Source organism: Enterobacter cloacae complex sp. 385G4, assembly GCF_057320665.1.
Window position 1 is genome coordinate 1 of the sequence record NZ_JBXWDD010000018.1, and the last position, 23,710, is coordinate 23,710.

General features: G+C 54.3%; 21 protein-coding genes and 2 tRNA genes. 14 read left to right on the top strand and 9 right to left on the bottom strand.

Features of this window, described 5'->3' with window-relative positions; all coding sequences use genetic code 11:
- Nucleotides 1–6 precede the first annotated feature (6 nt).
- Both AC2FAJ_RS22730 and dkgB read left to right on the top strand, forming a co-directional pair.
- Nucleotides 7–83 (top strand) — tRNA-Asp (locus AC2FAJ_RS22730).
- A 160-nt stretch (nucleotides 84–243) separates the two neighbouring features.
- Entirely contained in the window at nucleotides 244–1,047 is an 804-nt protein-coding gene (dkgB, locus tag AC2FAJ_RS22735) for a 2,5-didehydrogluconate reductase DkgB (protein ID WP_028015602.1), read from the top strand.
- A gap of 28 nt (nucleotides 1,048–1,075) precedes the next feature.
- Here dkgB and yafC read toward each other — a convergent pair whose 3' ends face one another.
- Complete coding sequence (yafC, locus tag AC2FAJ_RS22740; protein WP_060571884.1) at nucleotides 1,076–1,981, bottom strand: DNA-binding transcriptional regulator YafC; 906 nt, start codon at nucleotides 1,979–1,981, stop codon at nucleotides 1,076–1,078.
- A 104-nt stretch (nucleotides 1,982–2,085) separates the two neighbouring features.
- On the opposite strand from yafC, the gene AC2FAJ_RS22745 reads away from it, so the two are divergent.
- The 3 genes from AC2FAJ_RS22745 (at nucleotide 2,086) to AC2FAJ_RS22755 (ending at nucleotide 5,047) form a co-directional block, all read left to right on the top strand.
- Complete coding sequence (locus AC2FAJ_RS22745) at nucleotides 2,086–3,261, top strand: MFS transporter (RefSeq protein ID WP_028015604.1); 1,176 nt, start codon at nucleotides 2,086–2,088, stop codon at nucleotides 3,259–3,261.
- Nucleotides 3,262–3,397: 136 nt separating this feature from the next.
- Nucleotides 3,398–4,198, top strand: a complete 801-nt coding sequence (locus AC2FAJ_RS22750; RefSeq protein WP_028015605.1) for an endonuclease/exonuclease/phosphatase family protein — start codon at nucleotides 3,398–3,400, stop codon at nucleotides 4,196–4,198.
- 75 nt (nucleotides 4,199–4,273) lie between these two features.
- On the top strand, nucleotides 4,274–5,047 hold the full coding sequence (locus tag AC2FAJ_RS22755) for a class I SAM-dependent methyltransferase (protein WP_028015606.1): 774 nt from the start codon (nucleotides 4,274–4,276) through the stop codon (nucleotides 5,045–5,047).
- Between the two features lie 52 nt (nucleotides 5,048–5,099).
- On the opposite strand, the gene mltD is transcribed toward AC2FAJ_RS22755, so the two are convergent.
- Together mltD and gloB are read right to left on the bottom strand one after the other, a co-directional pair.
- The gene (mltD, locus tag AC2FAJ_RS22760; protein ID WP_041911175.1) at nucleotides 5,100–6,464 is read right to left on the bottom strand and encodes a murein transglycosylase D; all 1,365 of its coding nucleotides are present in this window, start codon (nucleotides 6,462–6,464) and stop codon (nucleotides 5,100–5,102) included.
- A gap of 68 nt (nucleotides 6,465–6,532) precedes the next feature.
- The gene (gene gloB / locus AC2FAJ_RS22765) at nucleotides 6,533–7,291 is read right to left on the bottom strand and encodes a hydroxyacylglutathione hydrolase (protein ID WP_041911174.1); all 759 of its coding nucleotides are present in this window, start codon (nucleotides 7,289–7,291) and stop codon (nucleotides 6,533–6,535) included.
- A gap of 32 nt (nucleotides 7,292–7,323) precedes the next feature.
- Between gloB and AC2FAJ_RS22770 the strand changes: the two genes are divergently transcribed.
- Nucleotides 7,324–8,040 carry a class I SAM-dependent methyltransferase gene (locus AC2FAJ_RS22770; RefSeq protein WP_188246082.1) on the top strand — a complete coding sequence of 239 codons (717 nt, stop codon included), beginning with the start codon at nucleotides 7,324–7,326 and terminating at the stop codon, nucleotides 8,038–8,040.
- Here AC2FAJ_RS22770 and rnhA read toward each other — a convergent pair whose 3' ends face one another.
- Nucleotides 8,041–8,508: a ribonuclease HI gene (gene rnhA, locus AC2FAJ_RS22775; RefSeq protein ID WP_028015610.1), complete on the bottom strand. Its 468-nt coding sequence runs from the start codon at nucleotides 8,506–8,508 to the stop codon at nucleotides 8,041–8,043.
- Nucleotides 8,509–8,572: 64 nt separating this feature from the next.
- On the opposite strand from rnhA, the gene dnaQ reads away from it, so the two are divergent.
- Complete coding sequence (gene dnaQ, locus AC2FAJ_RS22780) at nucleotides 8,573–9,304, top strand: DNA polymerase III subunit epsilon (RefSeq protein ID WP_028015611.1); 732 nt, start codon at nucleotides 8,573–8,575, stop codon at nucleotides 9,302–9,304.
- Between the two features lie 133 nt (nucleotides 9,305–9,437).
- Nucleotides 9,438–9,514: transfer RNA gene (locus AC2FAJ_RS22785), tRNA-Asp, on the top strand.
- Nucleotides 9,515–9,551: 37 nt separating this feature from the next.
- On the opposite strand, the gene AC2FAJ_RS22790 is transcribed toward AC2FAJ_RS22785, so the two are convergent.
- The gene (locus AC2FAJ_RS22790; protein WP_059355302.1) at nucleotides 9,552–10,484 is read right to left on the bottom strand and encodes a DMT family transporter; all 933 of its coding nucleotides are present in this window, start codon (nucleotides 10,482–10,484) and stop codon (nucleotides 9,552–9,554) included.
- Nucleotides 10,485–10,585: 101 nt separating this feature from the next.
- On the opposite strand from AC2FAJ_RS22790, the gene AC2FAJ_RS22795 reads away from it, so the two are divergent.
- Nucleotides 10,586–11,500 (top strand): LysR family transcriptional regulator, encoded by a 915-nt coding sequence (locus tag AC2FAJ_RS22795; protein WP_041911171.1) that lies wholly within the window; start codon nucleotides 10,586–10,588, stop codon nucleotides 11,498–11,500.
- A 144-nt stretch (nucleotides 11,501–11,644) separates the two neighbouring features.
- A complete protein-coding gene (locus AC2FAJ_RS22800; RefSeq protein ID WP_485454538.1) occupies nucleotides 11,645–13,591 on the top strand; it encodes a TonB-dependent copper receptor in 1,947 nt (648 codons plus the stop codon).
- A 78-nt stretch (nucleotides 13,592–13,669) separates the two neighbouring features.
- Here AC2FAJ_RS22800 and AC2FAJ_RS22805 read toward each other — a convergent pair whose 3' ends face one another.
- The 3 genes from AC2FAJ_RS22805 to AC2FAJ_RS22815 form a co-directional block, all read right to left on the bottom strand.
- Nucleotides 13,670–14,356, bottom strand: a complete 687-nt coding sequence (locus tag AC2FAJ_RS22805) for a LuxR C-terminal-related transcriptional regulator (RefSeq protein WP_041911170.1) — start codon at nucleotides 14,354–14,356, stop codon at nucleotides 13,670–13,672.
- An 84-nt stretch (nucleotides 14,357–14,440) separates the two neighbouring features.
- On the bottom strand, nucleotides 14,441–17,773 hold the full coding sequence (locus AC2FAJ_RS22810) for an ATP-binding protein (RefSeq protein WP_485454539.1): 3,333 nt from the start codon (nucleotides 17,771–17,773) through the stop codon (nucleotides 14,441–14,443).
- 2 nt (nucleotides 17,774–17,775) lie between these two features.
- Nucleotides 17,776–18,372 (bottom strand): response regulator, encoded by a 597-nt coding sequence (locus AC2FAJ_RS22815; RefSeq protein ID WP_028015617.1) that lies wholly within the window; start codon nucleotides 18,370–18,372, stop codon nucleotides 17,776–17,778.
- A gap of 536 nt (nucleotides 18,373–18,908) precedes the next feature.
- Between AC2FAJ_RS22815 and AC2FAJ_RS22820 the strand changes: the two genes are divergently transcribed.
- From AC2FAJ_RS22820 to AC2FAJ_RS22835, 4 genes are all read left to right on the top strand, one after another.
- Nucleotides 18,909–19,649, top strand: coding sequence for a winged helix-turn-helix domain-containing protein (locus AC2FAJ_RS22820; protein WP_041911167.1), 741 nt, complete (start codon nucleotides 18,909–18,911; stop codon nucleotides 19,647–19,649).
- Nucleotides 19,619–20,098 carry a hypothetical protein gene (locus AC2FAJ_RS22825; RefSeq protein ID WP_126296587.1) on the top strand — a complete coding sequence of 160 codons (480 nt, stop codon included), beginning with the start codon at nucleotides 19,619–19,621 and terminating at the stop codon, nucleotides 20,096–20,098. Before AC2FAJ_RS22820 ends, AC2FAJ_RS22825 begins: the two co-directional genes overlap by 31 nt.
- A 148-nt stretch (nucleotides 20,099–20,246) precedes the next feature.
- Complete coding sequence (locus tag AC2FAJ_RS22830) at nucleotides 20,247–21,848, top strand: glycosyl hydrolase family 18 protein (RefSeq protein ID WP_051486145.1); 1,602 nt, start codon at nucleotides 20,247–20,249, stop codon at nucleotides 21,846–21,848.
- 63 nt (nucleotides 21,849–21,911) lie between these two features.
- Nucleotides 21,912–22,439: a cytochrome b gene (locus AC2FAJ_RS22835; protein WP_248113111.1), complete on the top strand. Its 528-nt coding sequence runs from the start codon at nucleotides 21,912–21,914 to the stop codon at nucleotides 22,437–22,439.
- Here the strand turns inward: AC2FAJ_RS22835 and AC2FAJ_RS22840 are convergent.
- On the bottom strand, nucleotides 22,402–23,598 hold the full coding sequence (locus AC2FAJ_RS22840; protein ID WP_045630695.1) for a hypothetical protein: 1,197 nt from the start codon (nucleotides 23,596–23,598) through the stop codon (nucleotides 22,402–22,404). The genes AC2FAJ_RS22835 and AC2FAJ_RS22840 overlap by 38 nt on opposite strands.
- Nucleotides 23,599–23,710: the final 112 nt, after the last annotated feature.

Genomic DNA, 23,710 nt, shown 5'->3' on the forward strand with positions numbered 1-23,710 from the left:
TTCGGTGGAGCGGTAGTTCAGTCGGTTAGAATACCTGCCTGTCACGCAGGGGGTCGCGGGTTCGAGTCCCGTCCGTTCCGCCACTTATTAAAAGCCCTGAGTTAACGCTCAGGGCTTTTTTCTTATCTGTCGTGTCATTGTTGCGGAAATAGCAAAAATCCTCTGCGTTTTGCGATCTTTTTCTCTATAACAGCGCAAGCGATAATCCTCCTCAGTTTACGAACATAACGATTGAGGAATATTATGACTCTCCCTGCATTCGGTCTTGGCACTTTCCGCCTGAAAGACGACGTAGTTATCGCATCAGTTAAAACCGCTCTTGAACTTGGCTATCGCGCCATTGATACGGCACAGATCTATGAAAACGAAGCTGCCGTTGGACAGGCTCTTGAAGAGAGCGGTGTACCGCGTAATGAACTGTTCATCACCACCAAAATCTGGATCGAAAACCTCAGCAAAGACAAGCTCATTCCAAGCCTGAAAGAGAGCCTGAAGAAACTGCGTACCGACTATGTCGATCTGACGCTGATCCACTGGCCGTCACCGAACGATGCCGTTTCTGTGGAAGAGTTCATGCAGGCGCTGTTGGAAGCGAAAAAGCAGGGCCTGACCCGTGAAATTGGTATTTCCAACTTCACCATCCCGCTGATGGAAAAGGCGATTGCCGCTGTTGGCGCTGAGAATATTGCGACCAACCAGATTGAGCTGTCTCCATACCTGCAAAACCGCAAAGTCGTAGATTGGGCAAAGCAGCACGGTATCCATATTACCTCTTACATGACGCTGGCCTACGGTAAGGCTCTGAAAGACGAGGTAATTATCCGTATCGCTGAGAAGCATAACGCCACTGCTGCGCAGGTTATTCTGGCATGGGCAATGGGTGAAGGCTATGCCGTGATCCCATCATCAACCAAGCGCGAAAACCTGGCCAGCAACCTGCTAGCGCTGGATCTTCATCTGGATGACGATGATAAAAAAGCGATCGCAGCACTGGAGTGCAACGACCGCCTGGTGAGCCCGGAAGGTTTAGCCCCTGACTGGGATTAATAAGACCCTCCCTCTGTAACCCGAACCCTCACACAGCTCCTCCGGGAGCTGTTTTTATATGCTCGCTCAGGAAGTCGATAAAGGCGCGTATGCGCGTGCTTACCGCTCTGTCGCTGTAATACACCGCGCTGAAAGGCATCTCTACCGGCAAACGTTTATCGGCCATTAGCTCTACCAGTTCACCCCGCGCTATCTCTTTATCAATCATATAGTCTGACAAGCAGGCGATCCCATTCCCTTCCAGGCAAAGCTGCTTCAGCGTTTCTCCGCTGTTAGACGATAACCCGCAGGTAATTTCATGAAGCTGGCCATCATGACAGGCAACAGGCCAGGTGTTCAGCGACACCGGCTCCGTAAAGCCCAGGCACAGATGCTGCTTCAGTGCTTCAACCGTCTCCGGTTTACCATGTTCAGCAATATACTGTGGCGACGCGATAATTTTACGGTAGCTGGCAAACAGCGGGCGGGCCCGCAGGCTGGAATCTGTCAGGGTTCCCGCCCGAATAGCCACATCCACTTTCCGCTCGATGAGGTTAATAAACGTCTCGGACGAGACCAGAGAGAGCGTCATCTCCGGATAGCGTTCACGGAAAGGTTTGATTAACGGCATCAGAAAATGAAGCACAACCGGCGTGGCAGCATCAATGCGCAGCAACCCGCGCGGCGTGCTGCGGGTTTCCATAATCTCCGTCTCCGCTGCGGCCATCTCCTGCAGCACCGACTGCACGCGGCGGAAATAACGTTCCCCTTCTTCCGTCAGGCTGAGCTGCCGCGTCGTTCGGTTGAGCAGACTCACCCCAAGCTTCATCTCCAGCTTTTTCACCGAACGGCTAATGGCCGAGTTAGCCTGTCCCAGCTGCTCGGCTGCGCGGCTAAAGCTGCCGCTCTCGACGACGGCGACAAAGATTGTCAGCTCTTCCGAGGTTGCTTTCATTGTTGCACCACCTGCAAAATTCTATTGATATTTTGACCATTTTTGTTATTTAAGCACTGGCGCATACTGCCTGTCATCTTAATCCTGATGATACGGAGTATTTTATGCCACTGGCGCTACTTGCCCTGACGATCAGTGCCTTTGCAATTGGCACGACCGAATTTGTTATCGTGGGACTGGTTCCTACCATCGCTAACCAGCTTGCCATCTCGCTGCCCTCAGCCGGGTTGCTGGTGTCCATCTACGCCCTGGGCGTTGCCGTCGGCGCGCCGGTGCTGACGGCCCTGACCGGACGTTTTCCGCGTAAACAGCTGTTAGTCGCGCTGATGGTGCTGTTTACCGCCGGGAACGTTCTGGCCTGGCAGGCACCGGACTACACCACGCTGGTGATTGCCCGCCTGCTGACCGGTCTGGCACACGGCGTGTTCTTCTCGATTGGTTCCACCATTGCAACCAGCCTGGTCCCCAAAGAGAAAGCGGCTTCAGCGATCGCGATCATGTTCGGTGGGTTGACCGTCGCACTGGTCACAGGCGTACCGTTGGGAACGTTTATCGGACAGCATTTCGGCTGGCGTGAAACGTTTCTGGCCGTCTCCTTACTGGGCGTTATCGCTCTGGTGACTAGCCTGTTGCTGGTACCATCGAATATTCCAGGCCGGGCGAGCGCCAGCCTGCGCGATCAGCTGAAAGTGCTTACCCATCCGCGTTTGCTTATCATCTATGCGGTTACGGCTCTGGGCTATGGCGGCGTATTCACTGCCTTCACCTTCCTGGCACCGATGATGCAGGACCTGGCGGGCTTCTCCCCGAATGCCGTGAGCTGGATTTTGCTGGGATACGGTATTTCTGTGGCCATTGGCAATATCTGGGGCGGTAAGCTTGCGGATAAGCATGGTGCGGTACCGGCGCTGAAATTTATCTTCGCCGCCCTGGTGGTTCTGCTGATGATTTTCCAGTTCACGGCTTCAATGCAATACGCCGCGCTGGTCACGGTACTGGTGATGGGGATCTTCGCCTTCGGTAATGTGCCAGGGCTTCAGGTTTACGTTGTCCAGAAAGCCGAGCTCTATACGCCGAATGCGGTGGATGTGGCATCCGGTCTGAATATTGCCGCTTTTAATATTGGTATCGCGCTGGGCTCCATTATTGGCGGACAAACCGTTGAACACTTCGGATTAACCCAGACCCCATGGATTGGCGCGGTGATTGTCCTGGTCGCCTTCCTGCTGATTGGCCTGAGTGGACGCCTCGATAAGCCAGCCCGCGTAGCGCTGGGATAACATCAGTAAGTGCTTGCTTACAAAACTGGAAAGCGGTTTCTCAGAAATTGCGTTGAAAGTGTGACCTAAAGTCCCTATAACATTAGAACCAGTCCGTTTTCAGGGCTGGTTCATGTTACAGGGGCTGTTTCCAAAAGTGCGAAAAAATACCTATGCCATGCGTTATGTTGCCGGAATGCCCGCGGAGAGGATCTTACCTCCGGGGTCGTTTGCGAGCATAAGCCAGGCATTACCCGCCGGCACACCGTTAAGCAGCGATGATAAAATCCGGGTTCTGGTCTGGAATATCTTCAAGCAGCAGCGCGCGGAGTGGTTATCGGTACTCAAAAATTTTGGAAAAGATGCCCACCTGGTTCTGCTCCAGGAGGCGCAAACTACCCCTGAACTGGTACGGTTTGCCACCACGAATTACCTTGCCGCCGACCAGGTGCCGGCCTTTGTTCTGCCTCAACATCCCTCAGGCGTGATGACGCTATCAGCAGCGCATCCGGTATATTGTTGTCCATTGCGCGAACGAGAGCCAATTCTGCGTCTGGCGAAATCAGCGCTGGTGACGGTCTATCCGCTGCCGGATACTCGTATGCTGATGGTCGTCAATATCCACGCGGTAAACTTTAGCCTCGGCGTGGATGTGTATAGTAAGCAGTTACTTCCTATTGGCGATCAGATTGCGCATCACAGCGGGCCCATCATCATGGCAGGCGATTTTAATGCCTGGAGCCGTCCGCGCATGAATGCGCTGTATCGCTTTGCGCGCGAAATGTCGCTGCGTGAAGTTCGCTTCAGTGATGATCAGCGTAAAAAAGCTTTTGGTCGTCCTCTCGACTTTGTCTTCTATCGCGGTTTGAGCGTGCACGACGCCTCCGTTCTGGTGACGCGCGCTTCGGATCACAACCCTCTACTCGTTGAATTCAGTCCCGGCAAACCTGATAAATAATGGTGTGTCAGGTCTGCCGTGGGGCAGGCCGCGCGGGTGCTGCCCTTTTATTTTTAACCAACAAAGGACAGTACGATGACAACAACACACTCCCATCATGACAACGTAGAAAAACAGTTTGGTTCTCAGGCAAGTGCTTATCTGAGCAGCGCCGTGCATGCTTCAGGTCGCGATCTGGTGCGTCTCGGTGAACGTCTGGCGGCATTCCCGCAGGCGCACGTGCTGGACCTGGGATGTGGGGCAGGGCACGCCAGCTTTACGGCTGCGCAGCAGGTAGCCCACGTTACCGCATATGATTTATCGAGCCAGATGCTGGACGTCGTTGCTGAGGCGGCGAAAGCGAAAGGGCTGAACAATATTGATACGCGGCAGGGCTATGCGGAGTCTTTACCGTTTGATGACGCGTCGTTTGATGTCGCGATCAGCCGGTATTCCGCACACCACTGGCATGACGTCGGCCAGGCATTGCGCGAAGTCAGACGTGTTCTGAAGCCGGGGGGCACCTTCATCATTATGGACGTGATGTCTCCCGGACATCCGGTGCGTAATATCTGGCTGCAGACGGTCGAAGCGCTGCGCGACACCTCGCACGTTCAAAACTACGCCAGCGGGGAGTGGTTATCGTTTATCACTGAAGCCGGGCTGATTGCGCGCTCGTTAATAACAGACCGTTTACCGCTGGAGTTCAGCTCCTGGATAGCCCGTATGCGTACCCCGGAGGCGTTAAGCCAGGCGATTAGGCTTTACCAGGAGAGTGCGTCCGCAGAGGTGAAGGCGTACTTTGAACTGCAGGCGGATGGCTCATTTACGAGCGATACCATCATGGCTGAAGCGCAAAAAGCGGGATAAACAAAAAAGGCACCGAGGGGAATCGGTGCCTTTTTATCTTTCGATCGTGTTATCAGGAGTCTGGCGTGGCGCTGTTCTTCACAAACAGCGTCAGCTGGTCGCCCGGTTTCAGATTGTCAGTATCATTATTCCAGCGCATCACATCTTTGATGTTCACACCGTGTCGTTTTGCGATACTGGACAGTGAATCGCCTTTGCGCACGCGATAGGTGATGCTATCGCTGTTGCTGGCGAGACGCTGTGCGCTGTTACCTGCACCCACCGTCAGTGTCTGACCCACCTTCAGCCCAGAGCTGCGCAGATTATTCCACTGCTGCAGATCTTTCGCCGTCACGCCAAGACGTGAGGCAATGCCTGAAAGGGTATCCCCTGAACGCACCTTATAGCTGCGGCTGCTAACGGATGAAGCATCGGCGATCAGCGTTGACTGAACGGCGGCAATTTCACCCGATGCTAAAGACTCACGTAACTGCGCCGCATGTTTCTGCGGAACCATCACATACTGCGGGCCGCTTGCCCCCAGCGTCGAGCCTTTAACGCCTGCATTAAAGGTTTTCAATTTACTTACCGACATACCCGTCATATCAGCAACTTGTTGAATATCAACCGGATTGCTGAGGCGCACGCGCGCCAGTGCACGACTTTCGTCTGGTGTTGGCAGTTGTACACCGTAACGCTTGCTGTTCTTGAGAATATCGCTCAAGGCCAGCATTTTCGGTACGTAAATCTTCGTTTCCTGTGGCAGTGAGAGCGACCAAAAATCGGTGGATTTACCCCGTGCTTTATTCGCTTTCATTGCCTTCAGTACACGACCTTCGCCACTGTTATACGCTGCGACCGTTAACAGCCAGTCGCCGTCAAACATCTTGTTCAGACGTTGCATCATGTCGAGAGCAGCTGTCGTTGAAGCGACAACATCGCGACGCGCATCATAGTTGCGGGTCTGTTTCAGACCATAGTTTCGCCCGGTGCTCGGAATGATCTGCCAAATGCCTGCGGCATTGGCGCCAGACGTCGCGTGTGGGTCAAAAGCGCTCTCCACTATGGGTAGGAGTACCAGCTCCATAGGCATGTTACGTTTTTTAACTTGCCCGGCTATCCAGTACATATACGGCTCTGCCCGTAACGTTACATCGTGGAGATAGCTCTTATTTCTTAAATACTTCTGTTTCTGTTCGCGAATCCGGCTGTTTTCCGGAATTCCCATCTTTAGCTCGTCGCCAATAGAGGTCCACAAGTCTTGCTCCTGCGCGAAAGATGTCCCATCGTCCATCCAGCGCGCCGAACTTGTAAACTTCCCTGCTTCCCCTTGACCAGCTGCAGAAAGGCTCTGTGCGTGCTGTTGTACGTTGCTGCCGTTCTGCGACTGGCAACCTACAAGCAGGACAGAGGCGAGTAATATCGCTTTTGCCTTCATGTGTGTGTCAATAGTTGCTTAAAAGACGAGCGATGATAACGGCGAAATTTTGAAAAGGCAACCCGCATTTATCTGAAGTTATCTTTCTTTGACCTTAACCATGCAAATCGCTGCTCTGGTTGTTGCAAATTTGTTTCTTGGTTAATTTTATTAATTAAATCAATATCATCTGTTCGTAAAAATAAATTAATCTGGCGCTCATTTTTCAGAATTACGGGCAGTGTATTTTGGTTTTTTGCACGTAACTCCTTCACTTTGTGATAATAATCCTGAATCGCCCGATCCTCAGGTAAGAGGCTTGCAGCAAACTTCATATTTCCTAATGTATACTCATGGGCGCAACAAATAAGGGTGTCATCCGGTAACGCACTAATCTTTTGTAAAGACTGATACATCTGTTCAGGCGTGCCTTCAAACAGTCTTCCGCAGCCGCCAGAGAACAAGGTGTCGCCACAAAAAAGATAAGGTTTGCTGTAGAAACACAGATGTCCCAAAGTGTGACCCGGTGTAGCAAATACGGAAAACTCCCACTCGTGGATGAGGATATTTTCGCCTTCTTCGACTACTTGCGTCGTTCCCTTATTTTGTGTCTCAGCCGGTCCGTACACCACAAGATGCGGAAATTGGGCGCGCAGTTCCTGCACGCCGCCAGTATGATCGTTATGATGATGCGTCAACAGAATGGCGTCAGGCTGCCAGCCGTTATCATTTATGGCGCGCAGTACAGGGGCGGATTCGCCGGGATCGACAATGACGCATCGACGCTCGTCATCGACCAAAACCCAGATGTAATTGTCCTCAAAAGCGGGAATACTGATAAGATTCATACATTACCTCTTATAGCGTGGCGGGTGTTTTGATGAAACCGGCAAGGATACCTCAGTCTGTCGCAGCACCGGAACGTTGGGCGGAATTGCCCTGGGGTGAATACTATCGCGAGGCACTGGAGCAGCAGCTGAAGCCCTGGCTCGCGAAAATGTATGGCTTTCACCTGCTTAAGATTGGCAATCTCAGCGCGGAAATCAATACCGAAAGCTGCGCTATCTCACATCAGGTTAACGTCTCTCTCGGCGGATCGCCGGTTCAGGTGAAGGCAGACCCGTTGCATCTGCCATTTGCAGAGAAATCCGTTGATGCATGCCTTCTTGCACACGCGTTGCCCTGGTGCAGCGATCCTCACCGTATGCTGCGTGAAGCCGATCGCGTTCTGATTGATGACGGCTGGCTGATCCTCAGCGGATTCAATCCGCTGAGCCTGATGGGGCTGCGCAAGCTGGTGCCCGTGCTGCGCCGAACGCCACCCTATAACAGCCGAATGTTCACCATGATGCGCCAGCTCGACTGGCTTTCACTGCTGAACTTTGAAGTGCTCGGCTACGGCGGTTTTCAGGTACTGCCGTGGGCGCGGAAGGGGGGAGTGTTGTTAAGCACGCATTTGCCCGCCTTAGGCTGCATGCAGTTTATCGTCGCGCGTAAGCGAACCATCCCCCTTACGCTTAACCCGATGAAGCAGAGCAAATCGAAAACGCCTATCCGGCAGACCGTTGGCGCAACGCGGCAGTACAGAAAGCCCTGATCAGGATTCAGGCTGGTAGCCTGCATCCTCATGGGCCGGGTTTAAAGCCGCCGCGCGCGCCAGTTCGTCGCAGCGTTCGTTCTCAGGGTGACCAGCATGCCCTTTTACCCATTCCCATTTTATTTGGTGCTGACCTAATGCCGCATCAAGCCGCTTCCAGAGATCGACATTTTTAACCGGCTTTTTATCCGCAGTTTTCCAGCCGCGTTTTTTCCAGTTGTGGATCCACTGGGTGATACCCTGGCGCACGTACTGGCTGTCGGTACTGAGCACCACGTCGCAGTGTTCTTTTAAGGCTTCCAGCGCCACAATGGCCGCCATCAACTCCATACGGTTGTTGGTGGTCAGGAAATAGCCTTCGCTAAAAGTTTTTTCATGCTGGCGATAGCGCATAATCGCGCCGTAGCCGCCGGGCCCTGGGTTGCCGAGACAAGATCCATCGGTGAAAATTTCTACCTGTTTACGCATCTCTGGTAGACTTCCTGTATTTGAAACGTTCAGTTAAACGATAAGTCTGACATAAATGACCGCTATGAGCACTGCAATTACTCGCCAGATTGTCCTCGATACCGAAACCACCGGTATGAACCAGATCGGCGCGCACTACGAAGGGCATAAGATCATTGAGATCGGTGCCGTTGAAGTGGTGAACCGTCGTCTCACGGGGAACAACTTCCACGTGTATCTCAAACCCGATCGGCTGGTGGATCCAGAGGCGTTCGGCGTTCACGGTATTGCCGATGAGTTCTTGCTGGATAAACCGACCTTTGGAGAGGTGGCAGACGAGTTTCTGGAATACATCAAAGGCGCCGAACTCATCATCCATAACGCCTCGTTCGATATCGGCTTTATGGACTATGAGTTTAGTAAGCTCCATCGCGATATTCCGAAAACAAACACCTTTTGCAAAGTGACCGATAGCCTGGCGCTGGCGAGGAAGATGTTTCCCGGCAAGCGTAACAGCCTCGATGCGCTCTGTTCACGTTACGAAATAGACAACACCAAGCGAACGTTGCACGGGGCATTGCTCGATGCCCAGATCCTGGCCGACGTCTATCTGGCAATGACCGGCGGACAGACGTCGATGAAGTTCAGCATGGAAAATGAGTCACAGCAGACGCAGGGCGAAGCGGGCATTCAGCGCGTTGTCCGTCAGGCAAGCCGCTTGCGGGTTGTTTTAGCCAGTGATGAAGAGCTACTTAACCATGAATCCCGCCTCGACCTGGTGCAGAAGAAGGGCGGAAGCTGTATGTGGCGCGCCTGAAAAAAACGCCACAATGCCTGTAAAATCATCGGTTGGGTGAATTTTGCAGCAAACGATTCAAAACGTGAGAAAAAGCGTTGACGAGATCGGAGGCACACCGTAATATGCGCCTCGTTCCCCAAGCGGGAACAGTGGAGCGGTAGTTCAGTCGGTTAGAATACCTGCCTGTCACGCAGGGGGTCGCGGGTTCGAGTCCCGTCCGTTCCGCCACTATTCAGGCCCACGTTATTTATAACGTGGGCCTTTTTCATATCTGTACTTTTTCGTCTGCGCGTTCGATCTTCGCGACTTTCCTTTGCGAGGCGCGAGAGCAGAGGGCAATGCCAAACAGAATCAGTACCGTGCTGACCAGATGATACGAGTGCAACGTAACGTGCAGGAACATCACGCTGAGCAGACCGCCGCTCAGCGGAATAAGGTGGGAATAAATCTCCCCGCGGGTTGCACCGATAGCCGCAATGCCTTTATTCCACAGCAGGTAAGAGAGCCAGGAAGGAAAGACCACCAGGTACATCAGCCCGCTTAAAAAGCCCGGTGCGGTATAGGCCGTCCAGTCAGGTAAGCCGGTCTTTATCAACGATATCGCCAGTACCGGTAACAACACCAGGGCACCGAGGACCGCGCTCACGGCCACAAAGGCATTCCCACCGACGCTTTTCGGCTTCATCCGCAAGAAAGCACAATAAACGGCCCAGCTGGCGGCAGAGCCCATGGTCCAGATATCGCCGCGATTCAGATTTTTAAGCGTATCCAGATGCAGCAGATCGCCCTGCATGACCAGCCAGACGACGCCCAATGAACTGAGAACAACGCCAGCAATATTCTGTACTGATATTTTCTCTTTAAAGACCAGCTTGTTTATCAATAAAACCAGGGCAGGCGTTGTAGATAAATAAATAGCTGCATTAAGAGATGAAGTATATTGCAGGCCGATATACAGCGTGAGTGGGAACATAACCTGTCCGCACAGCGCAAGAAATATGATCGTACCTTTCGCCTTTTTCATCATCGGCCACTGGGCGCGAATCTGTCTGATATAGAGCATCGATAAAAGAAGAGCCGTAATTATCCAGCGTGCGGCGGATAATATAATCGGGTCTGCATGCGCCACCAGTAAATGACCGACGACATAATTACCCCCCCAAAAACAGGCCGCGAGACTAAGTAAAAAATAGGGCATAAAGGCTCCTGATAATAAACATTTTGTCTGCCTTTAGAGTACTGCCGGTGCAGAATTAAATGCTAATATAATATTTTCATCTCACGGTATTGGCTGAAACTATGAAGTTTACTCTCAGGCAACTTGAGTTCTACATTGCGTTAGCGGAAACATTACAAATTTCCAAAGCGGCCAGCCGTTGTCATATATCGCAATCTTCCATGACGGTCTCTATGCGCAACCTGGAGGAGGCGGTGAATGCCCCTCTCTTTATCCGGCATGCAAAAGGGATCCAGTTAACTCCCGTGGGCGAGCGATTTCTCAATCATGCCCGCAAGATCCTCCACGATAGCCGCGCGGCGGTGGAGGATCTCCATCAGCAGCCTGAGGCGATTAACGGCGTCGTGCGCATCGGCATTGCCGAAACCCTTTCCGCTTATCTGCTGCCCAATCTCTGGGGCGATATCGCGCAGCGTTTTCCGCTGCTGGAGACGGCATTTCATGAGGCGCCCGCATCGCAGCTGCTTCAGGCCTTGCGTCAGGGAGATCTCGATTTTTGTCTTTTGCTGACCTCCAATATCAGCCACGATAGTACGCTTGAGGTCGAAACGTGGATCCGTTCGCCGCGCCGGTTATGGACCGCCATCGGCCATCCTCTCCTCAGCGTGCCGGAGCTTCGGTTAAAGGATGTGGAAAAGGCGCCATTTCTGTTGCTGGTGACGGACGATTATCCCGATGTGATATCCGACTACTGGCAAAGCAGGGGCTGCCATCCTGACATTCATTTTCGTACCAACTCCTTTGAGGCGATTCGAAGTCTGGTCGCGCAGGGAAAGGGGGTGACGATTTTATCCGATCTGGTCTATCGCCCGTGGGCGCTCGGCGGTCAGCGCGTGATCCGGCGCACCATTGACGACTGCATTACCTATATGGATGTGGGCATCGTCAAAAACGTCGGGCAGCCGCTTTCTCCGGCCTGTTTGCGGTTGATGGATTTTTTACGACAGCAAACGGCACGTTTGGGCGAAGCGCGCTGAACTGCGTCCCTGAGATTTCCGTTATCCGCCAGATATTTCCTGATTTCCCTGAGGGCCTTCTTGCCCGCAGGTCGTGTATTCCGCTGCTGGGGATGAAGACAATAAGCGCCTTGCTTATTTTCTTTACCGAAACGGAATTGTGCTATGTCTGGTATTACCGCGAGCGGTATTCGTTCCCTGCTCGCCTCCCGTCCACTCTTGTTGGTTCTCTGCTGTGCCACCGCTTGGCCGGCATACGCTGAAGAGTCGATGACCGTTGAGGGGTATTATCGCGATCCCGCGTCATTTATCGCTCCGGCTCATACTCCAGCACAACAATTGCCTGCCAGCGACGGTGCGGGCGCGCTAAAAAACATCCCGGGTTTTTCCGTGCTGCGCAGCGGCGGGAGTAACGGCGATCCGGTGTTGCGCGGAATGTTCGGCTCCCGGCTGACGTTGCTTGCTGACGGCGTCAGCACTCAGGGGGGCTGCGGCTCGCGCATGGATACCCCAACGGCCTATATCACTCCGCAAAGTTACGACACGATAACCGTCATCAAAGGCCCACAAAGCGTGCTCTGGGGGCCAATGGGGTCCGCCGGAACATTGCTTTTTGAACGCCAGCCGGACTATTTCAGCGTACCTGAGCTAAAAGGCAGCGCTGAGCTGCTGCGGGGCGCTAACGGACGCGCGGATCAAAACCTTAATCTCGCGTTTGGCGACCCGCGCGGCTACGTCCGCCTGGACGGTAATCATTCGGAGGCGGATGACTACCGGGATGGTCATGGCAACCGCGTGCCGGGCCTGTGGCGCAGATGGAACAGCGGCGTCACGGTTGGGCTCACGCCTGATGAGGATACGCTGGCGGAGCTAAGCGTGGGAGCCAGCGACGGTAAAGCCCGCTATGCGGGTCGGATGATGGATGGTAGCCGTTTTGCCCGTAAAAGCGCGGCGCTAAAACTGGAGAAATATCACCTGAGCGAGCACGTCAGCAAACTTAGCTGGCACCTCTATGCCAATGATACTGACCACATCATGGATAACTACAGCCTGCGTCAGCCTGTTGGACCGAAGCGTAAGTCTGAAGTTGGCGGCGTGGTGATGGGCAGCCGCCTTGCCGGCGTGTGGGAAGATGAAACCACCACGCTTACCGCCGGCGCGGACGTAATGCGTAAAAGTCACCGTAAAAAAAGCGCAGGATCGTGGCGTGACGATGCCCGTTTTACCCAGGCGGGTCTGTTTAGCGAATGGCGCCAGTCCGTCACGGCGGACGATACGGTCATCGTGGGTGCGAGGCTGGATAGCATTCGTGCGGACGATCGGCGCAGCGCGCAAAATAGCTCCCGGCACGACCTCCTGCCCGGCGCATTCACGCGCTATGAGTATCGCGTACCTGACGCACCCGTCATGCTTTATAGCGGCATCGGTTATACCGAACGTTTTCCTGATTACTGGGAGCTATTTTCCGGCAAGGCTGGAGAACAAAGCTTTCGTCAACTGAAAACAGAAAAGACCCTGCAATGGGATAGCGGCGTGCAGTTACACGGCGACAAGGTTAGCGCCTGGGCATCGGCCTATGTCGGGCGAACTACCGATTACATTTTGTTTGATTATAGCCGCACGCCGTCGCAGGCCAGCAACATCAATGCCGCCGTAATGGGCGCGGAGACGGGCGCAAGCTGGAGCCTGACGCCCAACTGGGCACTGACGGGAAGCCTGAACTACGCCTGGGGCGAGAATCGTAGCGATAAACAGCCGCTGCCGCAGATGCCGCCGCTCGAAGGGCGGCTGGCGCTGGACTATACCGGGCAACAGTGGCGCACCGGATTACTCTGGCGTGTGGTTGCGCCGCAGCATCGCGTGGCGCAAAACAAAGGTAACGTCACCGGCCAGGATCTCGGCCCGAGCGCGGGGTTTGGTGTGCTTTCGTGGAGCGCCGGCTACACATTTAACGACCATTTTGAGTCCCGCGTGGGTATTGAGAATCTGTTCAATAAATACTACAGCGAGCACCTCAACCTGGCGGGCGCCAGCCAGTTCGGATACGCCGCAAATCAGCAAATCCCTGAACCGGGGCGCGTCTGGTGGCTGGCTATGACATACCATTTCTGATCCTGAGCGTCATTGCTGAGAGCGACCGTTGAGGCGTACGTTTGCCTCTACCGCCTGTTTACAGGCGGTTTTTTTATGTCATATAGCAATATCGAACATTTGCGTTTTCGCCAGCAGGCAATAGAGCTGACAGTCGCTGTTTACCCCCAGTTTTTCCATCGCGCGCAGTTTATGGGCGCTGACGGTTTTATTACTCAAATGCAGCTGTCTGGCGATCTCTGTCAGACTCATCCCTTTGCAGAGCATACGCAACACATCAATTTCACGGGGCGAGAGCTCTTGCTCCGTTTGTGCGCCGGTCTGGAACAGGGAATGCATCAGCTCGCGCTCAATATAAACTTCCCCATTGATCACTGACGTCAGCGTTCTGCTCAGGGTTTTCTCACAGGTGTCCCGACTAATATAGGCTTTGGCGCCTGCCTCCAGCGACATGCGGATAAGCTGCGTGTTTTTGTAGGGCGAAAGCACAATGATTTTAAGCTGCGGATATTTACGGCTGAGCCATTTAATCAGCAATACGCCGTCCATTCCGTTGAGCGGGTTAACGGTTTGGCTGGTGGCAAGAGAAAAGCCAAGGAACAGAATGTCGACAGGCTGTTGGGATAGCAGTGAAAGCAGCTCAGATGGCGTTGCGGTATCGCCCTGAATGCAAAACTCCGGGCGGGGTGAGCCGTCGCTGAAAAGAGAGGGCATATTGGTGATCATGGATAAGACGCCACGACGGATAATGGTGTGCTCATCGGCAATAGCGATACGGACTTTCATGGTTTCTCCTTCGAAAATGTGGGCGACGGTAGGGATAACGCCGCCGGATGACCAGAAAGATACAGATCCTATGCAGAGCATTCTTTAGTACTTGTCAGATAATTCCTTCAGTGAGGTATCGAGTTGCTGCAGATTCGCTTCCATGCGTGCGCAGAAACGCGATGTCAGCGCAGGCAGGGCTTCAGCCGTTATGACCCCTGCCGCCAGCATCTCCGGCAACACTTCAATCACCTGACAGGTGCGGGTGGCGTTGCGCATGGCAAAGAGGCTCCAGGAGGCCTTCAGACGATGCGCGAGCTGGCTTAGCGTTTGCGGTGACGGGGTGTTTTCCCGTAGCTGTCGAATATCAAGGGTAATGGCTTCGCGCATTTGCTGGCGCATCAGGGTCATGATCTCCGGTTGACCATTGGCCAGACGCCGGAGTTCGCTGAGGTCAGGCCCCTGATTGCGCAGGCTGTATTGCTGCGCCAGCGCCTGATGCAGGGCATTGAGGGAGAGCGGTTTTCGCAATAACGCGTCCATTCCGGCATGTTTTGCCCGATCGTCCTCACTCTGCAGCGCGCTGGCGGTGTAACCGAGAACAGCGGACGGCGCGGTGATGCTGCCGGCAATATCGCGCAGGAGTATTAACGATGTAAGTTGATAGCCGTCCATGAGGGCCATCTGGCAGTCGGTTATCAGGATATCCACCGGCTCGTTTTCCAGGCGCGCAAGCGCTTCGCCAGCGCTGGCGCAAGGAATAACCTCCTGACCCAACTCCTGCAACTGGAGCGCTAACACCGTCAGGTTTGCCGGAAAATCGTCAACGATCATGATGCGATGCGGTGGCAGCGGGGTTATTACAGGTGTCTCATCGGCCGTTGCCGCCGGGCTGGCGACATGAAGCGGTATGCTCACCGTCACCTGCGTACCGCTCCCCGCTTCGCTGGCTATCGTCAGCACGCCTCCCATCAGCTCGACTAACTGGTAACAGATCGCCAGCCCCAGCCCGCTGCTTTGCGGCGTGCTGCTGTCAGTCTGAAACCACGGCTGGCCGAGGTGTGGAAGGGCATCGGCCGGGATACCGATGCCAGTGTCGCGAATCAACAGCTGCAAATGTTCACCGTTGAGCTCGGCGTGAAAAACAATTTCTCCCTGCGGCGTATATTTAATGGCGTTGCCCAACAGATTGGCGATGACCTGATTCAGCCGTGCTTTATCGAACAGGAACCAGCCGTCGTGCGGCACGTTCAACTCGCTGCGCCAGTGGAGACCTTTAGCGTTGGCGCTGCTGGCAAAAATCTCCGCGCTGGCGTTAAGCGTCTGCCACAGGGGCCAGGCCTGTGGCTCCAGCCTTAACTCGCCTGCTTCAATCCGCGACAAATCCAGTACGCCGCCAATCACGTCGCGCAATGACCCGGCTGCCTGCCAGGCGATGTTGAGGGACTCGCTTTTGTCGCGCTCCATCTCAAGCAGGCCCAGCATGGCGTTGAGCGGGGTACGAATGTCATGGCTCATGCGGGCGAGGAAGTTCGATTTTTCAGTGCTGGCCTGCTCCGCCTGCGCCAACGCCTGATTGAGCGCAGCGGTCAGCGCGGCTTTTTCAGTGATATCGATCCAGCCTCCGACCACGCCCTGAGGCCGCCCCCGCGTATCGGTATAGCGGCAAAGCCACCAGTAAAGGGTGGAATTGTTCTGGGTGGTTTCACCCGTTAACGGCGACGCGGCATGGAGCAGCGAGAGGCGATGCGGCAACGTAAACTGTTGGGCAAGCTCGCCCAAAGGCAGGCTGGAAAAGGGGGCGCCCTCTTCGGGCTGTGCCGTGAGTAACGGTGAGTGAATAAAGGAGTCGTTATAGCGCGTCAGCCGCCCGGTCGGATCGCAGACAAACAGCGGCACCGGGACATTGTTCATCAGAGTTTGCCAGAGTGAGAGCGCGTTGTGCAGCTCTGCCGTGTCCCGCTCGCGCTGGCGTCGCTGGCTCTGCGCGGCGCTAAAGGTCAGCAGGGCGACGAATGCTGCGCAAATCGCCACCACGGCGAGCATGACCAGCCATAGCGATTGCACCGGGGCGGTGGGTGTCGTCTGTACGGCCTGCGACAGGTTAAGGCTCGCGTAGATATCAGCCTGCGTTACGGACGCTATGACCGCATTCACCCTTTTGGCATCCGCCGGGTCAGAAATATTTGGTACAAACCATAGCGGCACTTCCGGCAGCGCCAGCGGCGTCAGCGACAGATTGCTGGCGTTATGCTGGCGCAGCAGGTGATCGAGTATAAACGCATCGCCCGCAAGCCCGTCCGCGCCTCCGGCTTTGAGCAATTCAAAACCCTGATCGAGCGAGTTAACCAGCACCAGGTTATCCGCAGGTAACGCCTGACGCAGTAACGTGACGAGCGGAGAGATGCGTATGACGGCAATCCGCTTATGCTGTAATGCGGACAAGGAGCCGGAAAGCGGGTTGCTGTCCTCACTGAGCAGGGCCCAGCTCAGTGAGTCAAACGTGATGGCACTCTTTGACGGTGGCGTCGCGCTGGCGACTATGCGCAACGTGTTCTCCGCATACTGAAGCGGGGGCGCATCAAGGTTGAAGGTCAGGCTATACAGGTTGGACGGAAACAGATTGAGCAGCAGATCGCGCCATACCCCCTGAATATGCCCGTCAGGCGTGAGCGTGACCATTGGCGGCGAAATAGCGGGAAGCAAAACGTGCAGCGTGATTTTGGGCGCATTTTCCTTCACCGGGGAATGGCGGGCGTCAAAGACGCTGCCGTCCGGCAAAAGCCACTTTTGTTCCAGCCATTCAGCGTCTTCCGGGTTAAGGGTGTGAATACGCTCGTTGAAGATTTCCAGCGTGTTTGCCTGCTCAGGCAGAGCCCAGGCACGAAAATGTAGCGGGGGAGTATCGTCCAGCGGCGTCAGGGTCAGCGTGGTGGCGGGGGAGTGGGTCAGCCAGTTACGTAAAACAAACTCCGGGGCGATGAATTCCCGCGCTTTCCCTGCTGCCAGCTGCCTGACGTTTTCTCCCGGTGAGGCTGAACCCGTCGCAGAGCAGCGGGCCGCGACCTCTGAGGGTAATTCCGGAAAGCACAGTGTACCGCCGCGTCCCTCTTTTATGCTCAGGGACGCCAGCGGGAAAGCGAACATTGGCTCGCTGGCGACCAGATCGGCTGCAGGACGCCTTGCGGCAATTAACACATCGATGCGCTTTCGCTTCAACGCATCCAGCGCCGTTGCCGGGTCGCTAAAACGCTGGACGTCCGGCAGCGTCGTATTGCTAAACAATATGCTGAGTTCATCATCCAGAATTCCCGGCGGCCGATCGATAGCGAGAAAAGGCGGCGCGGCGCTCAGCAGGCCCACGCGCAGCGCGCCAGCCGCCGCGTGCCCGCTTATCAGCATGAGGATAAATAATGTCGCCAGCCAGCCTCTGCGCATGCTCAGCTAACCAGCCCCAGACTTTGCGCGCACTGGAGCAGCTCGAAATCATTCCTGGCGTTGAGTTTGCTCATGGCACTCTTTTTTTGCGTACTGATGGTCTGCTTCGTCCGGTTAAGCTGGGCGCTGATCTCGTTCACGGTGAAACCGCGCACCAGCAGGCGCAGCACTTCTGTTTCCCGTTCGGTCAACTGCGCCTGAGGCTTCACCGGTTCGATTTGCCCCCGCAGGGTGCTGCGCAGCGTCTGCAGCAGATTGTTGGACAAACTGGCTTTGTTGAGAACGGCATGCACCCCGCTGCGCCGCAGCGAGTCCAGAAGCTCAGGATTGGTGATCATGGTGACCACCACAATCATGCTCTGCGGATAATGGCGAATCAGCGAGCGGATCATGGTTAATCCGTCCGGGCTGCGCGTGCCGGGCATACTCAGGTCGGTGATGATGATATCGACAGGCTCGCTCGCCAGTTTATTCATGAGTTCATCAGCACTGAGCGCTTCGTGAACGACCCGATAAAGGTCCGGGCGCGTCTGCAGCAATGTGCGCAAGCCTAATAAATAGACAGGGTGGTCGTCGGCAATCAGAACTGTTTTTAGCATGACATCCGATCCGGCAAGGAAAAGACAGGTGTTCACCGCACATCTTAGCGAATGGCGCTTTAGCATCACTCTTACAGTGTAGAGCAGAGTGAGGTGAAAAAGAGTAGCTAAAAAGTGGTGGGCTGTATAGTTGCTGGGGGGCATCAGCCGATCCTGATGGAAAACCGAAAGGTAAAGTAACGACGTTTTCACATTCTATGATAGAGATTTTTTCCGGAGCAGCTGAATGGTTTGTTATTTATCGCGAAATAGCGGCATGGAGGACGATATTTCTCAGGTACGGAAAGGAATTCCTTATTGTTCAGGTTGAATATCAGGTATTACTCAGGCGTTACTCAGGATAAACTTTCTGAAATCATGAATTGGTTGTGGAAAAATCAGGACGGGAAATAGCGCAAAGAGCGAAGGTACTATCATTTATAAGGATATGTTGTTAATTTGTGCCTGAATTAGATAACAGACATGTAACTGTTAATCCCTGCGCTTTTTCGTCATAACAATGTAAACGCTGTAATTTTATTATCCAGGACCTACCCGTGAATAACGAAGAAATCTCTCTTTCAGCGTCAGTAACGTTCGTACCGGAAAAATCATCTCTGGCAACCGTGGATCATGGTGATATACATCTGACGCCCAACGAGCGTCGTTTGCTGGAGTTGATCCTCAGCGGCAAATGTAAAAAAGAGACCATATTTGAAGAGATCTGGCTTAACCAGGGCATGATTGTTAGCGAATCCAGCTATCACCAGCTTATAAAAATGCTCCGCCGCAAGCTGCAAAATGCCGGCCTGCCGGGCTCGATAATTAAAACCATTCCCCGGTATGGTGTAGTACTGGCACCCTGCGAAACGCAGGACAGTGAGGTCGCTTGCCCGCCGCCAGAAGAGCCTGATAACGCGTCTTCTCCCACTCCCGTCGATTGCCCGTCGTTGCCTGCTATCACGGCGGAGTCAATGAAAACTCCCTCACGTCAATACGGGACTCTGCTGGCGGCCCTGTGCAGCTTGTTGATTATCCTTCCAACGCTGGTGGTGGTCTGCACGGCCGACACGCCGCAGGCGTTTCAGGAAAATCTCTACGTAGATGGCGTCATGTTTCATCTCTCTTCGCTGCGCAGTGTCGATCGGCAGGCGCTGGCGAGAAAGCGGCATGCCCTGCCGGCGGGCATCAATAACGTGTACATCGCGTCGAACGGTCCAAAAGTGTTCGTTGCGCAATGTGAAGGCGAACTATCTCAGGAGGGAAAATGCGGTTACGAATACTATTCGTCATATTGATGGTTTGCATCAGCGTTTCGCTGGGTGGCGCGCTGGCTTACCTGACCAGCAACTACCTGGAAAGTAGAAAAGTGCCCGCCGAGCCCTGCAGCAGCGTCATACGTAATGGCAAATTTATTGATGAAAGCCTGCAGCATTACCAGTTTAATGGTGTGATCACCTGGTGGCCTAAACTCCACAGGCTAACGCTATTTGGTGTAAAAACCGATGAGGCCGGTAACCGGGTATTCAACCGAACCCTGCAGTTAAAATCGGTGACACAGAAGGGAAACGTCATCAATGGCCGGGTGGCAGAATTAAAAATTGCCGTTGGCGATCAGCTGCCGGAGAAGACCTTTCTGATAAGTGAAGATGGTCAGTATATTAACCTGTTATTCAAGCCGATTAATAAAGATAGCTGGCTGATGAAAATTAATGATAACTGGGTAGCAATGTGTGAGTATAAATAATCTCACGATAATTTTATTATAAGACATATCCAGGCTGACGAGTTTTAAATCTGCTGCTGCAGTGAGCTGTTCTCCTGTTTTCAGGAAGATGAATATCCTATCTTGCGGGACAGGATTTCATTATTAAACCTGGAGCAGGATATCTCCCATGTTAAAGAAAAATAAAATATCTCTGAGCGCTATCGCCGCGGGGCTGGCGTTAAGCGGAATGCTGGTCAGCACGTTTAGCCATGCGGCCGCAACCGACGCCGCCTCACAGATGCCGGATATCAGTCAGAAAAAAATTCTCGTAGGTTATTGGCACAACTGGGGAATTAACCCGGAAGAGATAGACAAAGCGCGCGGCTATCAGGGAGGCTTACCTTCTGATATGTCGCTGCGTGAAGTGCCGAGAGGCTACAACGTCGTCAACGTCTCCTTCATGAAAGTTATGGATGGCCAGAGCGGGAATATCCCCACCTTCAAACCCTACAACGCGAGCGATGAGGAGTTCCGCGCTCAGGTTGCAGAGCTGAACGAGCAGGGGCGCGCGGTGTTGATTTCACTGGGCGGCGCTGACGCGCACATTGCACTGAACAAAGACCAGACTGAAGCGCTTGCGGCGGAGATTATTCGCCTGACCGATCGCTATGGTTTTGATGGTCTTGATATCGACCTGGAGCAGACGGCCATTACCGCGGCTGACAACAGTACGGTGATCCCGGCGGCGCTGAAAATGGTGCGCGACCATTATCAGCAGCAGGGCAAACACTTCATCATCAGCATGGCGCCAGAGTTCCCCTATCTCCAGGCCGATCGCGGGGTGAACTACAAAGCCTACCTGCAAAATCTTGAGGGCGTGTATGACTTTATCGCTCCACAGTATTACAACCAGGCGGGCGACGGCGTGAATATGATGACGCAGGAGGAGAAGGACGAAGTCGGTGAATGGTGGCTGCCGCAGGAATGGGGGAAGGGCTATAGCGACCGTCAAAAAGAGCTTTTCCTTTACTATCTCACCGACAGCCTGGCAAACGGGACGCGCGGTTATGTGAAGATCCCGGCGAACAAGCTGGTGATTGGTCTTCCGGCCAACCCGGATGCGGCAGGAACCGGCTATGTGCGAGACGCGCAGAGTGTCTTTAACGCACTTTCGCGACTGGAAGAGAAAAATGAAGCGGTAAAAGGGCTCATGACCTGGTCAGTGAACTGGGACAATGGCAACACTAAAAATGGTCAACATTACGGCTATGAATTTCTGAACCGCTACCAGAGCATCCTTGACGGCAGTCTGCCGGATGGGGGCGACGAAACGGATACTCAGGCGCCAACACAGGTGCAGGGCGTGCAGGCCACGCTGAAGGGGCAGGATGTTTCGCTCAGCTGGCTGCCAGCTAAGGATAATACTGGCGTGGCGGGGTATGCCATCTGGCGCGGTCTGGAAAAGATCGGTGATACCCATGAACTCAACTTTACTGACACCCAAACCCAGCCAGGCATGAGCTATCGCTATACGGTCATCGCCTATGATGCAGCCAACAACTTCGCTACGCCGAGCCAGCCGGTCAATGTTACCGTGCCCGATAATGACGATGGCGGAGGCGAAGAGGGCGGCCAGGGCGGCGACGTTACCCCATTCACGCCGGGTAAACTCTATGCCGTAGGGGATAAAGTGCTCTATGAGGGCAACGTTTATCGCTGTCAGATTGGCCATACAGGTGCCAGCCATTGGTCGCCGGATCGGGCCCGCAACTTGTGGGTAGCTGAATAACCTCTTTCTTAAACAGCATGGCTTCGCAGGGAGCCGTGCTGTTTGTTTTACAGGACAACGACTATGCAAACTTCTCTGGTTATTGCCAAACGTTATGATCGGTTTTCTCGCCTTCTGCACTGGGTGGTCGCAGCCGTCATTATCTACGCGATGTGCATGGGCTATATTCTGCACGCGCTGGAAGGAACCCGCTGGTTTACCTTCTTCTCCGTGCTGAATATGTCGCTGGGTACCATCGCCACGCCTGTCATGATGGTGCGCTTCGTCTGGCGTTTCTTCCGCCCTTCGGTGCCCTATCCGGCAACGGTAGCCGGACGTAAAAAACAGCTGGTGGTATTTATTCATGAGCTGTTTTATCTGACCATTATGGTGGTGCTGGTTAGCGGTTTTCTGATGCTGCAAAAAGACTACAACCTGTTTGGTCTGGTGCCGGTTTCCCGCCCGATTGCCATCACCGAAGTGAATGCGTTTTTCTTCCAGGTGCATCGCTATAGCTGCATTCTGCTGGGTGTGATTCTGCTTGGGCATGTCGCGGCGGTGTTGAAATACGCCTTTAGCGGGCAGCGGGAGATTCTGCAGCGGATGCTGTGAGAAAGAGGCTCACTCCCCCCATCAGATGCGCGGTATTGCCGATCCTGTGAAACATCACCATCCCGCGCATCTGCCTTCCGTGCAGCGTTTGCAGAACAACTTCCCGGGCAAAGCTGCTTTCACGTTGCTGTGAGTACCAGGCGCGAAAACCGGGCAGGAACGGCGTATCGCAGTGTGCGTCCAGTAGCGTCAGGGTGCTCAGCGTCTTTTCCTCATCAGGGAACAGCGCTTCCGTACTGCCTTGCCAGTGGATCTCCTCGTCTGGCATCGAGAGGCGAAACACGACGCAAGAACCCGTCTGCGACAGGCGAATAATTATGGCACTGGTGCTGGCCGCGAGCGCCTGTTGCTGTTGGATCCAGCGGCGGTACTGATATAAACAGTTGGCAAAAATCGCCGAAAATACCAGGTACCACTGCGCCTGCCAGATTGCGGGGATGAGATCGGGCGTTAGCGTGTAAAAAATCCCTTCCCGCTGCTGGGTCGCCAGCACCACAATCAGGTATTGAATAAGCAGCAGAGCGCCAACGCCGCGTCCGGAGAGCGCAAACACGCTCAGTAAAACCACCGTCGTTTGCACCAGCAGCAGGTTTAGCCCCTGCCAGAGCGGTGGCAAGAAAAAGTACCCCGTCATCAGCACCAGGGTATTCGCGGCAAGAAGCAGAGCTTCCCGCCCGTTAAACCGCGGGTGCGACAGCATTTTGCTCTCACGCAGCAGCGGCAGAATGGCGAGAATGCCGGTTAATGCCGCCAGCACCCAGGAAAAAAAATGCAGAGGCGCAATCGGATACCCTGAGAGTAACAGCGCCAGATTAAGCAGCAGGCTGCCGCAAAAAATGCTGAAGATTAACTGCAGGGGGTAGATCAGTTCACCAATAATCGGCCTGCGCGCAAAACGCAGCGCAGGCAGTTGCGCATTCAGACGAAAGACGGCGACGCACAGTGGAAATATCGCGACGTCGAAGAGGGCGAACAGGCACGCCAGCGTGAGCGGGCGGCCTATCCAGACGCCAGCAAACACATGCAGCAAGCCCGCGGTAGCCAGCCACAGCGGCCACTCTCGCGGGGCCGTCAGCCATAACGCGGCGAAAAGCAGCGGCGCCGGGAGCCAGAGCGTGGTGGAGAGGCTCCAGCTATCCCGCGTATGAAAGCTCAGCAATGCCAGCAGGATATAGAGACCCGAAAAGGCCAGCCAGCGGATAATATTGGTAATCAGCGTTGTTCTCCCACTGAGGCATTCAGCGTTATTCAGGTATTTATCATTTTAAGCT

What these genes read in the sequence shown, in the direction of transcription:
- rnhA (WP_028015610.1), bottom strand. Translation starts at nt 8,508, where the DNA reads ATGCGTAAACAGGTAGAAATTTTCACCGATGGATCTTGTCTCGGCAAC.
- AC2FAJ_RS22795 (WP_041911171.1), top strand. Translation starts at nt 10,586, where the DNA reads ATGAAGTTTACTCTCAGGCAACTTGAGTTCTACATTGCGTTAGCGGAA.
- AC2FAJ_RS22825 (WP_126296587.1), top strand. Translation starts at nt 19,619, where the DNA reads ATGCGGTTACGAATACTATTCGTCATATTGATGGTTTGCATCAGCGTT.
- AC2FAJ_RS22810 (WP_485454539.1), bottom strand. Translation starts at nt 17,773, where the DNA reads ATGCGCAGAGGCTGGCTGGCGACATTATTTATCCTCATGCTGATAAGC.
- AC2FAJ_RS22800 (WP_485454538.1), top strand. Translation starts at nt 11,645, where the DNA reads ATGTCTGGTATTACCGCGAGCGGTATTCGTTCCCTGCTCGCCTCCCGT.
- yafC (WP_060571884.1), bottom strand. Translation starts at nt 1,981, where the DNA reads ATGAAAGCAACCTCGGAAGAGCTGACAATCTTTGTCGCCGTCGTCGAG.
- AC2FAJ_RS22755 (WP_028015606.1), top strand. Translation starts at nt 4,274, where the DNA reads ATGACAACAACACACTCCCATCATGACAACGTAGAAAAACAGTTTGGT.
- AC2FAJ_RS22770 (WP_188246082.1), top strand. Translation starts at nt 7,324, where the DNA reads ATGAAACCGGCAAGGATACCTCAGTCTGTCGCAGCACCGGAACGTTGG.
- AC2FAJ_RS22745 (WP_028015604.1), top strand. Translation starts at nt 2,086, where the DNA reads ATGCCACTGGCGCTACTTGCCCTGACGATCAGTGCCTTTGCAATTGGC.
- gloB (WP_041911174.1), bottom strand. Translation starts at nt 7,291, where the DNA reads ATGAATCTTATCAGTATTCCCGCTTTTGAGGACAATTACATCTGGGTT.
- AC2FAJ_RS22790 (WP_059355302.1), bottom strand. Translation starts at nt 10,484, where the DNA reads ATGCCCTATTTTTTACTTAGTCTCGCGGCCTGTTTTTGGGGGGGTAAT.
- AC2FAJ_RS22815 (WP_028015617.1), bottom strand. Translation starts at nt 18,372, where the DNA reads ATGCTAAAAACAGTTCTGATTGCCGACGACCACCCTGTCTATTTATTA.
- AC2FAJ_RS22830 (WP_051486145.1), top strand. Translation starts at nt 20,247, where the DNA reads ATGTTAAAGAAAAATAAAATATCTCTGAGCGCTATCGCCGCGGGGCTG.
- AC2FAJ_RS22805 (WP_041911170.1), bottom strand. Translation starts at nt 14,356, where the DNA reads ATGAAAGTCCGTATCGCTATTGCCGATGAGCACACCATTATCCGTCGT.
- mltD (WP_041911175.1), bottom strand. Translation starts at nt 6,464, where the DNA reads ATGAAGGCAAAAGCGATATTACTCGCCTCTGTCCTGCTTGTAGGTTGC.
- dnaQ (WP_028015611.1), top strand. Translation starts at nt 8,573, where the DNA reads ATGAGCACTGCAATTACTCGCCAGATTGTCCTCGATACCGAAACCACC.
- AC2FAJ_RS22835 (WP_248113111.1), top strand. Translation starts at nt 21,912, where the DNA reads ATGCAAACTTCTCTGGTTATTGCCAAACGTTATGATCGGTTTTCTCGC.
- dkgB (WP_028015602.1), top strand. Translation starts at nt 244, where the DNA reads ATGACTCTCCCTGCATTCGGTCTTGGCACTTTCCGCCTGAAAGACGAC.